Below are 14524 nucleotides of genomic sequence, written 5' to 3'. Positions count from 1 at the left end.
AAAATGGATGAGAACTCGATAAGACACTGTCTCGATAATCATGCTCTTTCAAATTATTAAGGGAATGACGATCAATGTTATTCAAACAACATAAAATCGCACTTGCACTTTGTCTCAGCACATCATTAGCTGGCTGTTCTGCCGTCGTCAAAACACCCTATAACGCCCCAACAGTCCAAGTGCCACAACAGTTCCAATACGATGCACAGAAAAGTAAAAATGTGAATCTAACTGATCAATGGTGGACGCTATTTAACGATACCCAGTTGAATCAATTGGTCGATCAAGTGTTGGCTAAAAATAGTGACTTAAGTGTTGCAGGCATCACCCTACAACAAGCTCGACTACAAGCAGGTCTGGCTGAAAATAAACAAGGGATTCGAACCAGTTCTAGTGTTTCCGCAGGTCATAATATTGATCTGCGTTCTGGCGATGGTTCTGATCGTGGTTTATCGACTAGCGTTGGCGTCAGCTATGAACTCGATTTATTTGGCAAGCTTGCCAGTCAAACTGAAGCAAGCCGATGGGAAGCTTTGGCCACTGAACAAGATTTACAAGCCACGGCTCAAAGCTTAGTTGGAACAACAGCCAAACTGTATTGGCAGTTGGGTTATCTGAATGAACGCTATCAAACCATTCAGCAGAATTTAGCCTCGACTCAAAAAACCTATTCTTTGGTACAGTCGCAATATAAAGCAGGTGCAGTATCTGGTTTGGATTTAACCCAAGCTGAACAATCGGTACAAAGCCAAAAAGCCAGCCTCAGTCAGATTGAGCAGCAGCGTGTTGAAGCACGTACTGCACTTGCAGTGCTGCTGCATGAACCAGTACAACAACTGAATATTCAAGAGCCTGCGCAGTTACCTCGCAATGCTCTACCGAATATCGCGGTCGGACTCCCTGCTGATATTTTATCGCGTCGCCCAGACCTACAAGCCTCTGAATTACGCTTGCGTAAGACCTTAGCCAATAAAGATGCGACTAAAGCCAGCTACTATCCATCCATTAATTTGACTGGGAATGTCGGCTCATCTAGCACTTCTTTAACGCAACTATTAAAGAATCCTGCTTTAACTTTGGGTGCGAGCCTTAGCCTGCCTTTCCTTCAATATAATGATATGAAGAAAGATATTGCGATCAGTGATCTTGAATATGAAAAAGCCATTACCCAATACCGTCAAACGCTGTATCAAGCTTTTGCCGATGTGGAAAATGCATTATCAAATCGCACTCAACTGAATCAGCAAGTGCAGTTACAGCAACGTAATGTTGAGCTAGCAGATAAGACAGAACGTTTAACCGAAGTGCGTTATCGCAATGGTGCAATTGCGTTAAAGAACTTATTGGATGCGCAGGAAACCACACGTAATGCACGACTCAGCTTGGTGGAAACCAAGCAAAATCAATACAATGCCTATGTGACATTAATGCAAGCCATGGGTGGAAGTCCTGTAAAAGAACTGCCAAAACAATAGCCTTAGCGCTATTGTTTTGCGCTGTTATTCTTTCACCAGATCTGGATTATTTAGGATCTGGTGAATACGTTTAATCTTGTCTTGATCATCAAACACAACTTCATAAGAAAGTTGCTGACCATTAAAATAGATTTCTGTGGGAGAACCGATAATCTCCCACAGACCAATGGTTGCGATATCCGCAGTCGTATGCCATAAGGTACGGCTAATTCTTGCCCCTTTTGAATAGCCCTGCTGGAAGGTATAAATCTCTTTACGTTCGCCATTTTGAGTTTCAGATGTAATTGGTGCACCGAGTTCAGAAATCACATTATTTCGATGTTTTCCAACCTCTAAAACTGCCAGATTCTTTTTATGTGGTTGGTTACTTGCCATGACTGCGGCACAACCTTGGAGTGAAAGTAGAATGACTAATCCTAAAACTACCGCTATTTTCTTCACGCTTTAATCTACCCCGAAAGCTTAAAAATAATATGTTTATCGACATTATCTTTAGAATTTTCGATTCAAAAAAAACAGCCTTAATTAGCATATAAAGGATGGGATGACAAATGGTTAGTTATATTCGTCAGTTGATTTTTTTAATATATTTCTAATACTGATAGAAATATGTCATATCTAGAACAGTAATAAATTTCTTTATAGAGATCGAATATGGATGAAAAAGTTAAGGCATCTTGGGAACGAGCACTTCATCCCACAACACTTAAAACGAATATTATTACTGCATCAATATTTTCAATGGCTTTCGAAATACTCAAAAGCAGTATTATCGAAAAGATTGAGAGCTTCTTTACAAATGGGTTCAATGAAAATGGAATGATTGTTGATCCAGAATATAAAGAAAAGGTACTTTCACTCAATAGAAGTCCTCTCTATGCATCATTGAAATGGTTGCAAGATATGGATGTGATTAACGATAATGACTTAGAGAGATTCGAGCATATTAAAAGATGCCGTAATACCTTAACTCACGAAATGCTTACCTTCGCCTCATCAGGTGTTGACTTTGATGTAACGGAGGCATTTGATGAGATGATTGGACTACTACGTAAAATTGAAATTTGGTGGTTTGAAAACTTAGAAATGGCAATCACCCCAGAAGCTTACCCTGAAGACCTTGACTTAGATCAGGTGATACCAGGTCCAGTATGGACTCTTCAAATGCTTATTGACGTAGCACTTGGTCCCGAAGAAGTGGCGAGAAAATATTATGACTACTTTGTCGAAATTGCAGATAAAACTTAACAATGGGATGCTGTCAAACAAACTTCCTCTACATAATTAAGTTTTTTCTAAAAACAAAGCCGCTCTAAAAGCGGCTTTATCAAATAATTTAGATCAATCTAATTATTCATCATCCATCATGCTTTGGCTCATACCCACAGTATTAAAACCACCATCAACATACATGATTTCACCAGTAATACCCGAAGCCCATGGCGAGCAAAGGAATAATGCAGCATTACCCACTTCTTCAATCGTCACATTACGTTTTAGCGGCGCAATTTTTTCATTGGCATCTAACATTTTACGGAAAGACTTGATGCCTGAAGCTGCTAAAGTACGGATTGGGCCCGCAGAAATTGCATTCACACGAATACCGTCTACACCCAAACTTGATGCTAAATAACGAACGCCTGCTTCAAGTGATGCTTTGGCCATACCCATCACGTTATAGTTCGGCATCACACGCTCAGAACCTTGATAAGTCAAAGTCAATAAACAGCCTTGACGCGCTTGCAATAATGGCTTCGCTGCACGAGCCATCGCGATAAAGCTATAGGCACTAATGTCATGTGCGATTTTAAAACCGTCACGGTCAGTCACATCAGTAAAGTCACCATCTAAGGTATGCGCAGGTGCAAAACCAATTGAATGCACCACACCGTCTAAACCATCCCAGTGTTTTGCCAATTCAACAAAAGCATTGTCAATTTCTGCGTCAACAGCAACATCACAAGGAAAAACCAGTGTTGAACCAAACTGTGCTGCAAAATCATCGACACGCTTTTTCAGCTTTTCATTTGGATAAGTAAACGCAAGCTCTGCACCTTCACGGTGTAATGCAGAAGCAATACCGAAAGCAATCGATAATTTACTTGCAATACCGGCAATTAAAAAACGTTTACCAGCTAAAAGTCCTTGTGACATCTTATTCTCACTCGAAAAATTTTCACCACATCATGCCAATATTCCGTCGCTTGCGGAATTGCATAATCCATCTTTTTTACAATCTTGCATAAAAAAATCGCCTTCACTTGAAGACGATTTATATTTTTACTTGAATCAGAACTTAATCATCACCACGTAACAGACTCAATAAACGCAAGAATGAATAATACATCCACACCAAAGTCGCCAATAAGGCGATGGCACAGATCCATTCAAATGCTTTTGGTGCGCGTTGTGCAGCCGCATTTTCAATCAAGTCAAAGTCCAAGATCAGATTCAATGAAGCAATCACAGCAACAAAGGCTGCAAAGCCAATACCTAACCAGTTGCTTTCAAAGATATAAGGAATGCTCGAACCAAATGCTAAACGTAAAATGATTTGCACCACAAATACCAAGGCAATGGCAATCGAGGCAGAGATCACAACTGCTTTAAACTTTTCAGTGGCACGAATCACTTGGAATTTATACAACGCAAATAAAACCAATGTGGTCACAAAAGTCGCAAGCAATGCTTGTAAAGGGACACCTGGATATTTCAACTGGAAAATAAATGACACCCCACCTAAAAATGCCCCTTGAAATAGGGCATAAGGAATGGCTAAAGCAGGTGCGGTATTGCTTTTAAATGTGGTAATCAACGCAAGGATTAGACCACCAACTACGCCAATAATCGTAGCAGCATAGGCAATCGACAGATTGGCTGTCATCGCACAGTAGAAAAATAAGCCCATGCCTAAAACAGCAGCAATCACCGTTAACAGGACTGATTTTTGAATCGCACCTTGAATGGTCATTGGCTCAGCCAAATCTTGATAGGTTTCCACCCGCGTTAAAATGGGGTTAGTACTTTGCATGTACGCTCTCTTTTTTATAGTTTGCAATTAAACACCGAGTTTAAGCGATTTTTTGAGCAAGCCCAAATTTTTTCACATATTAAAAAAGGAGCCTAAGCTCCTTTTATGTATTACTCAATAATCGATTACTTATCGTTATTCATGATAAAAAAGTATTCGCGGTAGTATTTCAATTCTGCAATCGAATCACGGATATCATCCATCGCCAAATGCGAAGCATTTTTCTTTAAACCACTCATAATTTCAGGTCTCCAGCGTTTCGCTAGCTCTTTCACCGAAGACACATCTAAATTACGGTAATGGAAAAACTGTTCCAATTCAGGCATCAAACGATGCAAGAAACGGCGATCTTGGCAAATCGAGTTGCCACACATTGGTGATGATTTTGGACTCACCCATTTCTTTAAGAACTCAAGCGTTTGCTGTTCGGCATCTTGAGCCTTTAACTTACTGCGGCGTACTCGCTCAATCAGACCAGACTGGCCATGTTGCTTGGTATTCCACTCATCCATCGCATTTAGAATCAAATCAGATTGATGTACCGCTAAAACAGGTCCTTCAGCCAAGATATTCAAATGGTCATCTGTAATAATTGTTGCAATTTCAATAATCTTGTCGTTATCGGTATCAAGACCTGTCATTTCCAGATCGATCCAAATTAATCGTGTATCAGGGGTGCTGCTCATGGATGGCAATTCTAAAGTGCTTAAAAACATCAATAGTAGCAAATTAATTACATCTTGGCTGTAATTCTATAGTGGCTTCGTGCTATTTTTGCGGTCTTCAAAGTGTGGATTTTTTGGGATATGAATGGCTTTAATTCGTAAGCGTCGTTTAACCGAACAACAGCAACGTCGTATTGAGAAACAGCATAAATCACGTCAAGACGACATTGATACATCGCAAGATCTGGATGGACTGGTTGTTCAGCATTATGGTCGTCAACTCGAAGTACAAGCTTTATCTGTGCCTGAACAGCACCCAGAAAAACCACACGTGGCTGAAGGTGAACCAGAACCGTTCTGGAAACCGATCGAACTCGACAGTGTTTGGCGTTGTCATACCCGCACCAACCTAGAACTTTTGGTGACTGGCGATCGGGTTAAATGGCAAGCTGATCCGATTACAGGTTTAGGTATTATCACCGCGATTTATCCAAGACAATCGTTGTTGACTCGCCCCGACCGTTACCACAAAGTCAAACCCGTCGCAGCCAATATCAGTTTGATTGTGATTGTATTTGCACCTTTACCAGAACCAGCACCAACATTGATTGACCGCTATCTGGTGGCCTGTGCCGATGCCAATATTCCAGCATTACTGGTGCTGAATAAATCGGATTTACTCACTGAAAATGACCCGATTCTGACCTTACTCAGCGAATATGAATCTTTAGGCTATGAAACCTTGATTTGTCATTCGCAGGGTGACTTATCGACCCTATCTGCACGTTTGGATAATGAAACGGTGGCTTTCGTGGGACAGTCAGGTGTCGGAAAAAGCTCACTGATTAATACTATCGTTCCCGATGCAGCACAGAAAACCAATATCATTTCTGAGAACTCGGCACTGGGTCAGCACACCACCACGTCCACTCGTTTGATTAAATTTGGAACAAACGGTGCGTTGATTGATTCCCCAGGAATCCGTGAATTTGGGCTGTGGCATCTCAATTTAGAAAAGGTTCGTACCGGTTTTCCTGAGATTGAAGCGCATTTAGGGCTGTGCCAGTTCCGTAACTGCACCCATACCCATGAGAAAAATTGTGCGCTGAAACAAGCGGTTGATGCTGGCGAAATTTTGCCGCGTCGTTTAGACAGTTATTTACGTTTACTGGATGAAATTCAGGAAGCGCAGCAAAAAAGTTAATTTTCTTCGCTGCTTGCCCTTGAACTAAAGATTTTGATCACCATTGAGATAAGTTATACTCAGGGTCAATTTTGATTTTAACTTTAGGTGACTTGTGGAACGCTGGTTAGAGTTTATGGGGAATCACCCCTTCTTATTTGGTGCGCTCGGCGTGTTAATCGTGTTGTTCTTTATTTTAGAAGGGCAACGCAATGGTCGTAAAATTTCACCACAATCTCTAGGTATTTTGGTCAAGGCAAAAAATGCCATCTTGATCGACTTACGTGATGGAAAAGATTTCCGTGATGGTCACATCAGCGGTAGCCGTAACATTCCATATAGCCAAATCACAAGTCATATCGATGAATTAAAAGCAAGTGATCGTCCACTGGTCTTCATTTGTAACTTAGGTCAAGTTGCAGGCTCAGCATTGCAAAAAGTTGGTCATGCCGACAGCTACCGTTTAGACGGCGGTATTAGCAATTGGAAAGCTCAAGGCTTACCTTTAGTGAAAAGCAAAACCAAAGCTTAAGGAGAGATAAAATGACTACGCAAAACGTCACCATTTATTCAACGCTTTCTTGCCCATATTGCGTACGCGCAAAACAATTACTTGAGCGTAAAGGCGTTGCTTTTAAAGAAATTAATCTTTCCAATGAAGCACCAGAAGTTCGTCTTGAGTTAATGCAACGTACCAATCACCGTACAGTGCCTCAAATTTTTATCAAAGACCAATTTATTGGCGGTTTTGATCAACTTTATGCTTTAGAGCGTGAAGGTAAACTCGACCAATTATTAGCTTAACAACATCTAAATCCAAGATTTAAGGAAAAACAATGAGCGAAGAACAAGTTCAACCACAACTCGCATTAGAACGTATTTATACAAAAGACATCTCTTTTGAAGTTCCAGGTGCGCAAGTCTTTACTAAGCAATGGCAACCAGAGTTGAACATCAATTTATCTTCTGCTGCAGAAAAAATTGATGCGACACACTATGAAGTGTCTTTAAAAGTTGTGGTTCAAGCAAACAACGAAAATGAAACTGCGTTCATCGTTGATGTAACCCAATCAGGGATTTTCTTGGTTGATGGTGTAGAAGAAGATCGCCTTCCATACATCTTAGGTGCTTACTGCCCAAATATCTTGTTCCCGTTCTTACGTGAAGCAGTGAATGATTTGGTAACTAAAGGTAGCTTCCCGCAATTGCTGCTTACACCAATCAACTTTGATGCTGAATTTGAAGCAAACATGCAACGCCTACAAGCGGATGCAGATGCGCAAGGTCAAGCATAAGCTTTAATCGCGAAGCAAAAAAGCCACAGCAATTGCTGTGGCTTTTTTATCATAATAAAAAAGATCCGAAGAAAACGAGAATAAACCATGACCACAACACTTTATCCGCTATGCCAGCAGGTCTTTCCTGAATTAACACAGGTGCCTTATCCTGCCCATGCACACGATTTTCATCAATTTATCAATTGGGTCAATACTTTACATTCCAACATTCAATACGTTGAGTTAAAAGAATACTATGACAATGACACCGACAAGTGCTATCAACTACAACAAGCCCAAGTCGATATTGAACAACTGAATAATCGTATTGAAGCTGAAGTTGAGCAATTATTTGCTGAATATGCAGAAAGCGCCCCAGAACAGCAGAATGAAATTGATTTTGCTGAACATATCTATGCGATTTTATTTGACAATATCTATGCCGTTGCAGAACAACATGGTTTGGCCTTGTTATTGATCTCGAATGAAAATCCTTATTGGATGTTGGTTCCCGACCAAACTGAACAGATTAATCGCCTGATTGAAGCATTTAATACAACTTTTTCAGATGTTGAGCTCTATCACTATGTTTAATATTGAGTAGCCTTATTCCACAATGGTTCTAAAGGTCAGATTCACCCGTGCCGTACTGACTTTCGTAGTCGGGGGTAAACGATGCAGCCAATAGGTCTGCGTGGTGTCTTTCATCACCAATAAGCTGCCATGTTCTAAATACAGTTCGACTTTTTCTTTGCTCCGCTTATGTTTAAAAGCGAATTTACGCTCTGCGCCAAAGCTAAATGAGGCAATCGCACCATCTTTTTTTAAATCCGTTTCACCATCGCTATGCCAAGCCATACCTTCTTCTCCACTATGGTAAAGATTGAGCAAACAAGAGTTGAATGTCTCACCAGTTAACTGTTCGGCCAGCTGTTTTAACTCCAGTAATTCCTTGGTCCATGGCAAGGCATATTTATTCATATTGGAATAGGTATATTCAAAGCGTCGGTCTCCATACCACGCCACTTTGCGTTTAGTGGTCAATAACTTTCCAAAGATCAGCGCCTGATCATTTTCCCATGCAATGGTCTGCATCAGTTGATCAAAATAATGATCTGCCGCCATGGTCTGCACCACTTTGCCGTAGTACTGTACCGTGCCATCATAAGGTAAATAATTCTGCTTTGGATCAGCTTCAATATCAAATAGTTGCATCTTTCCACTTCTTATAGGCTTGCTGCATACAATGTCCACACGGTCTGAAGCCTAGTGCAATTGCTTCATGCTCATCGACAAAAAATACCCGATTCTTTTTCAGCATGCGCTTCCCTGAGGCACAGGTCAATCTGCCATAAATCTTAAGCTGTGCATTGCCTGCAAATACAATCTGGTGCTGTTTCAGTTTCTGGTGTAACTCGGTCTGTGTTAATTCTAAATGTCGCCACATCAGATTAACTCACCGCATCATGGAAAATAATACCTAAGCTATAACGTTCGCCTTGATGAATTGGGCTGACACCATGTTTCATCTGCACTCGATAATAGCCTTGACTGCCTTTTTCAGGTTTAAATTGGGTGGTGAAAATCAACATATCACCCTGCTGCGGCTGCACCACCATGGCCTTAGATTGAGCTCTAGGGGTTTGTTGGGTAAGAACCAATTCTCCGCCACTAAAATCCACATTCGGCTGACTCAATACAATCACCAACTGTATCGGGAAATACACCTCACCATATAAGTCCTGATGAAGCGTATTAAAACCGCCTTGTCCATATTTCAAAATCAGTGGTGTTGCCAGCATTTGCCCCTGTTGATGGCACTGCTGTAAAAACTCTGCATGTGAAGATGGAAATGAGTGCTCTAACTTCAACACCCGAAACCATGTATTGGCGATCGGTGCCAAATAAGGATAGATCTCATGCCGTATTCGTCCAATCAGATTTGGTAAAGGATAAGTAAAATATTTATATTCACCAAGACCAAAACGATAACGCTGCATCTCTACGGTTTTTCGATACAGTTCGGTTTGCGGATATACCTGTTTCAGCATTTCACATAACTCGGTCGATAGAACCTGCTCAATCAGGGCAAAGCCCTGTTGGTGCATTTGCTCAGTAATGGCCTCCCAATCCGCAGCTTGAATCTTATCAATCACGGTTTGGATTTGTGTCAATTCAGACGGCTGCATGGGTTTGTGCACCTTCCCAACCGATCAATGCTGTTTTGCGCAGCGTTCCCCACTCATAGCCACCAAAAGCACCTGTGGATTGAATTACCCGATGACAGGGAATCAGGAATGCCACAGGATTACTACCAATAGCAGTACCAACAGCTCGTGCAGCTTTGGGATGTTCAATCGCCTTGGCTAACTCGCCATAAGTTGAGAGCTGCCCCATTGGAATTTTGAGCAGACTTTGCCACACTTTAAGCTGAAACTCGGTGCCTTTTAAATGCAATTTTATCTCTGCCAATTGTGGTTGATCTTTGTGAAACAAGGCTAAAGCACTTTGTTGAAATGCATCGATCTGTTCAATAAACACGGCCTGAGGAAATTGCGCTGTTAACTGCTGCAAAGCATCAACCCGATTGTCCACAAAACTCAGTGCACAAATGCCTTTATGGGTGGATGCAATCAGCACTTCGCCAAACAAGGTCTCTGCAAATTGATAGTGAATCGTTAGGCTCTGTCCACCATGTTTATATTCAGCTGGGGTCATACCTTCAATCTGAATAAACAGATCATGCAATCGACTGGTACTGGACAGTCCTGTGGCAAAGGTTGCATCAAAAATACTGCCCTGCTCTTGTTTTAAAATCTTCTTGGCATGCTCAACACTAATATACTGCAAAAATTTTTTGGGACTGGTGCCGACCCACTCGGTAAATAAGCGCTGAAAATGTGCTGGGCTTAAATGAATATGTGCAGCGACCTCATCCAGTTGCGGCTGTTGCTGAAAGTTCTGTTGAATATACTGAATCGCTTGAGCAATGCGCTCATAATTTCGTTGTTGTGAGGACATATCATCACCTCTCATCATTCATGTTTTCACTGTAGCAACTTTGCCATTCCGTGAAAATCTGAATCATGCTCAGTCTCAGCTTTGTCTTGTTACTGTCTCAAATCCAGATAAAAAAAGCTGTACTCCTGTGAGTACAGCTCTATCATTTCGATGAACGACCTTTATCGCTTAATGGGTATAGTACTTATGTCCTTGGTCACGTAATTCAGCAATCTTTTTGCCTTGCTTTTTCGCGTCATCCAGCTTACCCGCTTGAACCAGCAATTTGGCTTTATCAATTTCTACAATAATTTGGTCAAATAAAGCGGTAGATGCTGGTACTTTTTCAGTGGTATTCGGCGCCAATTTATACTGTTTTGAATGGGTCGCAGCAGCACGCATATTATCCAAAGCAGCTGTTGCGGCCTGAGGTGTTGCAGCTTGGTTAAACGCTTTATAATTTTTGCCCAGCGTTTTCATATCATCTTCTAAACCCGCAGCCATTGCCGTATGGCTAAATGCAAAAGCGGATAACATCACAACGGTGGCTAAAGTTTTTTTAATCATTAGGATATCCTATCAAAAACTGTGGCTATGCTTAATTTCTCGACGCAAAACACTGTGCTTTAGCTTCAAAGCAACAATGGCAATTGCTGATTTAGCATACATAAAAAATGCAACGGAATCGTTGCATTTTGATAAAAAAAGATCGTGTTTAGGTTTTATAGGCGACGGCGTAAAGCATCGGCAATCGACTCAACCAACTGCTGCGAAATCTCTTGTTTTGATGCCTTTTCCAATTCACGCTTTTTCATGTGATAAGACTGGGCAAAAAACACGGTCATGGCATTTTCATCTGAGGCAAAACCGATATCTGGACGTGACACATCATTGCAGGCAATCATGTCTAGTTTTTTCGCCACCAACTTACCAGCAGCGTATTCTTCAACATTTTGTGTTTCAGCAGCAAAGCCAACCATAAATGGGCGTTGTTCCTGCTGTGCAATGGTCGCCACAATATCCGGATTTTTCACCAAAGCAACCGCAAGTTCATCACCTGCTTTCTTAATCTTATGCTCAGCCACTTGCGCCACGCGATAATCCGCCACCGCTGCAGTTGCGATAAAGATGTCACAGCCGTCTTTCAGTTGGTTCATGCTGACATCAAGCATCTGCATCGCAGAACCCACATTAATACGTTGCACACCATTCGGCGTATCCAAACTGACAGGTCCTGCCACCAAGGTGACTTTTGCCCCTGCTGCATAACAAGCTGCTGCCAAGGCAAAGCCCATTTTGCCAGTGCTGTGGTTTGAAATATAACGGACAGGGTCAATCGCTTCACGGGTCGGACCAGCGGTAATGGTGACGCGCTTTCCAGCTAACAAACCGAATTTTTCGGCCAAGGCACGTTGTGCCTTATGGAAATAGGCTGCAACTTGGCGCGCTAGATCTTCTGGCTCAGGCATACGGCCTAAACCCACATCACCACAAGCTTGCTCACCCGCATCTGGCATGATCACATGAACGCCATCTTCAACCAAAGTTTGCAGATTGCGCTGTGTGGCTTTCGCTGCCCACATTTGCTGATTCATGGCAGGTGCAACCCAAACTGGCGCTTTAGTTGCCAGATATAGTGTACTAAGTAGATCGTCCGCCAAGCCATTGGCAAATTTTGCAATGCTGTCACAGCTGGCAGGTGCAACCAGAACCAAATCAGCCCAACGTGCCAATTCGATATGTCCCATGCCCGCTTCGGCTTCAGGATCAAGCAATTCGGTATGCACAGGATTACCTGAAAGTGCTTGAAAAGTGAGTGGGGTAATAAATGCTTGTGCGCCATGGGTCATGACCACACGGACATCAAAACCGAAATCTTTTAAACGGCGCACCAAGATGGCACTTTTATAGGCAGCAATACCACCTGTAACCGCTAATATAATGTTTTTATGGGGAATAACACTTAGATCGAAGCTCACAAACAGGATACCTTACTGTTGCAGTGGCGCTCACAATAGCATTAAATAAGTGGATACCCAAGTAGCAGCATCAACATTTCAGCACTGACGATGATCGAAAATCGTGTTGACATGACGCAATATAAAAGGAAAAGACGCGCAATTATTTTTGCCCGTTAAAAAAATAATCACAATAAAATCAAAGGGAAATCGACAATTGAATCAATCTATTAAAACTTGGCCCGAGCAAGAGCGCCCAAGAGAACGACTTTTGTCCCAAGGACCGCAAAGCTTATCCGATGCTGAACTGTTGGCGATTTTTCTGCGTTCAGGCTCAAAACAGCACTCTGCAGTGGAATTGGCGCGTATTTTGATTCAACATTTTGGCGGACTTAATTTGATATTTGATGCCAATTTTGAAGATTTATCACAATTTAATGGCATAGCCTCCACCAAATATGCGCAGCTGATGGCCGTGAAGGAACTTGGGCGGCGTTATCTGAATAATCATTTCCAGCAACAACGGCTTTGTCTGGATACTTCAACCTTAGTACTCGACTATTTACGTTATGAACTGCAAGGTGAAAAACAGGAAGTTTTTGCGGTACTGTGTTTGGATGCCGAGCTCAGAAAATTGCATTTTAAAAAGCTATTCTTCGGCTCACATCATTCCTGCACGGTTTCATTGAATCAAACCCTACGCTATGCCCTGCAACAACAGGCCTGCCAAATTGTAGTGGCACACAATCATCCCTATGGAACTGCCCAACCATCTACTGAAGATATTTATCTGACCCAACAACTCAAACAGGCCTGCAAACTACTGGAAATCCACCTGATCGATCATTTTATTATTTCAGCTGAAGGCTATTTTTCATTTTCTGAACAACAACTACTCAACCCTATTAAAACCAAGCAATCTAGCCTTGACAAAGCTTAAATCAAACAGGAATATCAAGACATAAAATTAATGATTCAAATAACATGATTGTCCGTGACCAGCCGAGTATTTTTAAAGTTTTATTCTCATGGCGAGGGACAATTTTACCCAAAATTTTACCCTCTCTCGGTTTCGTCATGCTTATCTCTGCCATCATTGGCGGCGTCGAATATGTCAATCTGTATCGTTTCCCAGAAATCCCATTAGTCGGCTTCACTTTGATTGGTGTGGTACTGTCCATTTTCTTGGGATTTAAGAATACCGCATGTTATGACCGTTGGTGGGAAGCACGTAAACTCTGGGGCGTGCTGATTGCCACGGCGCGTCATTTTGACCGTGATTGCCGTGTCCTGACCCAGGCTCGCCGTGAACGGATCGTTCAAAACGTAATTGTGTTTGCCAATGTGCTGCGTGATCGTCTGCGTCATCAAACAGCCAATCCAACCGAATTGACCGAAACCAGTGGTCTTAGCCAACAAGCACTGACCCAACTTTATCAGCAGCATAATGCACCGCAGTACACGTTGAGCCTAATTCAATGGGAACTGTTACAGGCCATGAAAGAAGGTGAGATCTCGGATATTATTTATACCCAGATGAACCGCCATGTTGCTGCGTTAAGTGAAATGCAAACTGGTTGTGACCGGATCGCGAATACCCCGATTCCATTCGCCTATTCAGTTTTGCTGAATCGTACTGTGTATTTCTTCTGCTTTATGTTGCCATTCAGTCTTGGCTCGTTATTGGGCTTGGTGACACCGCTATTGGTCGGTATTTTGGCCTATACCTTTTTAGGTCTGGATGCTTTAAGCACTGAAATTGAAGAACCTTTCGGCACACAAAGCAATGACTTACCGCTTGATGCGATGGTACGTTCAATTGAAATTGAATTACTTGGAACTTTAGGTCGACCAACCCCACCGCCAATTCAGGCCCATGACCATAACCTACTCTAATTACAATGCCCTCCAATGAGGGCATTTTTATGCGGCTTA

Annotated in this window: 19 protein-coding genes; 9 read left to right on the top strand and 10 right to left on the bottom strand. The window is 42.0% G+C overall.

What is annotated here, in order from left to right:
- Window positions 1-74: 74 nt before the first annotated feature.
- Window positions 75-1475, top strand: a complete 1401-nt coding sequence (locus F896_RS03735) for an efflux transporter outer membrane subunit (RefSeq protein WP_016164740.1) — start codon at window positions 75-77, stop codon at window positions 1473-1475.
- Between the two features lie 24 nt (window positions 1476-1499).
- On the opposite strand, the gene F896_RS03740 is transcribed toward F896_RS03735, so the two are convergent.
- Window positions 1500-1916, bottom strand: coding sequence for a hypothetical protein (locus F896_RS03740; protein WP_032882491.1), 417 nt, complete (start codon window positions 1914-1916; stop codon window positions 1500-1502).
- Between the two features lie 213 nt (window positions 1917-2129).
- Between F896_RS03740 and F896_RS03745 the strand changes: the two genes are divergently transcribed.
- Complete coding sequence (locus F896_RS03745) at window positions 2130-2723, top strand: hypothetical protein (protein ID WP_016164738.1); 594 nt, start codon at window positions 2130-2132, stop codon at window positions 2721-2723.
- A 102-nt stretch (window positions 2724-2825) separates the two neighbouring features.
- Here F896_RS03745 and F896_RS03750 read toward each other — a convergent pair whose 3' ends face one another.
- From F896_RS03750 to orn, 3 genes are all read right to left on the bottom strand, one after another.
- Window positions 2826-3629 (bottom strand): enoyl-ACP reductase FabI, encoded by an 804-nt coding sequence (locus F896_RS03750; RefSeq protein ID WP_004655876.1) that lies wholly within the window; start codon window positions 3627-3629, stop codon window positions 2826-2828.
- Between the two features lie 142 nt (window positions 3630-3771).
- On the bottom strand, window positions 3772-4506 hold the full coding sequence (locus F896_RS03755) for a Bax inhibitor-1/YccA family protein (RefSeq protein ID WP_016164737.1): 735 nt from the start codon (window positions 4504-4506) through the stop codon (window positions 3772-3774).
- A gap of 125 nt (window positions 4507-4631) precedes the next feature.
- Window positions 4632-5192 carry an oligoribonuclease gene (gene orn / locus F896_RS03760; protein WP_005184949.1) on the bottom strand — a complete coding sequence of 187 codons (561 nt, stop codon included), beginning with the start codon at window positions 5190-5192 and terminating at the stop codon, window positions 4632-4634.
- Window positions 5193-5316: 124 nt separating this feature from the next.
- On the opposite strand from orn, the gene rsgA reads away from it, so the two are divergent.
- The 5 genes from rsgA to F896_RS03785 all read left to right on the top strand — a co-directional run bounded on the left by rsgA (window position 5317) and on the right by F896_RS03785 (window position 8225).
- Complete coding sequence (rsgA, locus tag F896_RS03765; protein ID WP_016164735.1) at window positions 5317-6375, top strand: ribosome small subunit-dependent GTPase A; 1059 nt, start codon at window positions 5317-5319, stop codon at window positions 6373-6375.
- A gap of 94 nt (window positions 6376-6469) precedes the next feature.
- Entirely contained in the window at window positions 6470-6886 is a 417-nt protein-coding gene (locus F896_RS03770) for a rhodanese-like domain-containing protein (protein WP_004804308.1), read from the top strand.
- 11 nt (window positions 6887-6897) lie between these two features.
- Window positions 6898-7158 carry a glutaredoxin 3 gene (gene grxC / locus F896_RS03775; RefSeq protein ID WP_016164734.1) on the top strand — a complete coding sequence of 87 codons (261 nt, stop codon included), beginning with the start codon at window positions 6898-6900 and terminating at the stop codon, window positions 7156-7158.
- Between the two features lie 32 nt (window positions 7159-7190).
- Window positions 7191-7649 (top strand): protein-export chaperone SecB, encoded by a 459-nt coding sequence (gene secB / locus F896_RS03780; protein WP_004804306.1) that lies wholly within the window; start codon window positions 7191-7193, stop codon window positions 7647-7649.
- 87 nt (window positions 7650-7736) lie between these two features.
- Complete coding sequence (locus F896_RS03785) at window positions 7737-8225, top strand: hypothetical protein (RefSeq protein ID WP_016164733.1); 489 nt, start codon at window positions 7737-7739, stop codon at window positions 8223-8225.
- A 12-nt stretch (window positions 8226-8237) separates the two neighbouring features.
- Here the strand turns inward: F896_RS03785 and F896_RS03790 are convergent, their stop codons facing one another.
- From F896_RS03790 to coaBC, 6 genes are all read right to left on the bottom strand, one after another.
- A complete protein-coding gene (locus F896_RS03790) occupies window positions 8238-8846 on the bottom strand; it encodes an alpha-ketoglutarate-dependent dioxygenase AlkB family protein (protein ID WP_016164732.1) in 609 nt (202 codons plus the stop codon).
- Window positions 8833-9078 (bottom strand): Ada metal-binding domain-containing protein, encoded by a 246-nt coding sequence (locus F896_RS03795; RefSeq protein ID WP_016164731.1) that lies wholly within the window; start codon window positions 9076-9078, stop codon window positions 8833-8835. Before F896_RS03795 ends, F896_RS03790 begins: the two co-directional genes overlap by 14 nt.
- A gap of 4 nt (window positions 9079-9082) precedes the next feature.
- Window positions 9083-9820 (bottom strand): 2OG-Fe(II) oxygenase, encoded by a 738-nt coding sequence (locus F896_RS03800; RefSeq protein WP_016164730.1) that lies wholly within the window; start codon window positions 9818-9820, stop codon window positions 9083-9085.
- On the bottom strand, window positions 9807-10652 hold the full coding sequence (locus F896_RS03805; RefSeq protein WP_016164729.1) for a methylated-DNA--[protein]-cysteine S-methyltransferase: 846 nt from the start codon (window positions 10650-10652) through the stop codon (window positions 9807-9809). The genes F896_RS03800 and F896_RS03805 overlap by 14 nt, the downstream gene beginning before the upstream one ends.
- Window positions 10653-10820: 168 nt before the next feature.
- Entirely contained in the window at window positions 10821-11198 is a 378-nt protein-coding gene (locus tag F896_RS03810; protein ID WP_004804300.1) for a cytochrome b562, read from the bottom strand.
- Window positions 11199-11353: 155 nt separating this feature from the next.
- On the bottom strand, window positions 11354-12610 hold the full coding sequence (gene coaBC / locus F896_RS03815) for a bifunctional phosphopantothenoylcysteine decarboxylase/phosphopantothenate--cysteine ligase CoaBC (protein ID WP_016164728.1): 1257 nt from the start codon (window positions 12608-12610) through the stop codon (window positions 11354-11356).
- Window positions 12611-12806: 196 nt separating this feature from the next.
- Between coaBC and radC the strand changes: the two genes are divergently transcribed.
- Window positions 12807-13529, top strand: coding sequence for a RadC family protein (gene radC, locus F896_RS03820; protein ID WP_016164727.1), 723 nt, complete (start codon window positions 12807-12809; stop codon window positions 13527-13529).
- A gap of 44 nt (window positions 13530-13573) precedes the next feature.
- Window positions 13574-14485, top strand: coding sequence for a bestrophin family protein (locus F896_RS03825; protein ID WP_016164726.1), 912 nt, complete (start codon window positions 13574-13576; stop codon window positions 14483-14485).
- Window positions 14486-14524: the final 39 nt, after the last annotated feature.

This window comes from Acinetobacter genomosp. 15BJ (genome assembly GCF_000400715.1).
Lineage (GTDB): Bacteria > Pseudomonadota > Gammaproteobacteria > Pseudomonadales > Moraxellaceae > Acinetobacter.
The sequence above is the reverse complement of the archived record's forward strand: the minus strand, read 5'-3'. Positions and strand labels throughout refer to the sequence as shown.